Genomic DNA, 859 nt, shown 5'->3' with positions numbered 1-859 from the left:
AAACTGGACTATTATAAGGATCTTGATGCATTATACTAATTAGACAAATCATAAATAATATATCGGGAAAAGTCCATAAAATCAGGACTTCTTTTCGTCGTGGAAAAAGACTGGATAGCAGACGCGAAAAAAATGAGCATCACCTTACGGCGATGCTCATTTAGCAGGGACTGTCAACATTCTGTCCTTGACTTTTGAACCAGTTTAGAACTCCTGGCAGTACTTTTAGGCTGTAAACTTTTTAGGGACAGTTTTCTGTCATTATTTTTTCCCATTTCCTACTTCTCTCAATTTTCTGAATGCCCAAAAAATTCTTATAAATACTATGATTAATAGAACAAATTCTGCACCGACAAGAAATTTGTAAGTAGCACCAGACATATAAGAAGCACTCTCTGTTAATAAATGATGAAGAAACAAAATTATATATGCTGCGAGTGCTACCGAACATGCAAAAGTCAAAAAGTGATAAATTTTCTCTGACTTATTCTTCATAAAATTCCCCTCCCTAAAGATTATATGATTAAGCTATTTTTTTGAATAATCATCTGCTTTTAAAAGATCTCTCTGTTCAAATGACATCATTTATATTTTTTATGAGAAAATCTTATCAAGGAATCTTTAGCTTTTCAACATTTTGCTATATTTTATTGAAAATTGGCAGTGGAAAGGCATGCCACTAATATTATGGGGTTGATTTCTTTGCCAATACAATTTTCCAGGATAAAAAACTACCATTTTGCAAAAGTCAATATAAAAATGTAGGTTTAGGACAATATAAGAATGTAGGTTTTCCTACATTCTTATATTGTCTTTTTAGTCTTCATCTACTATGAATTGAAGCTGATCTTTGAGTCTA

At 31.7% G+C, this 859-nt stretch carries 1 protein-coding gene; it reads right to left on the bottom strand.

The features are described 5' to 3' along the window. Positions 1-261: 261 nt before the first annotated feature. Positions 262-495, bottom strand: a complete 234-nt coding sequence (locus H8909_RS13205; RefSeq protein WP_187013154.1) for a hypothetical protein — start codon at positions 493-495, stop codon at positions 262-264. Positions 496-859 lie beyond the last annotated feature (364 nt).

Source organism: Catenibacterium faecis, assembly GCF_014306455.1.
In the GTDB taxonomy this organism is placed as follows: domain Bacteria; phylum Bacillota_I; class Bacilli_A; order Erysipelotrichales; family Coprobacillaceae; genus Catenibacterium; species Catenibacterium mitsuoka_A.
This window is presented reverse-complemented; position numbering and strand designations above follow the sequence as displayed.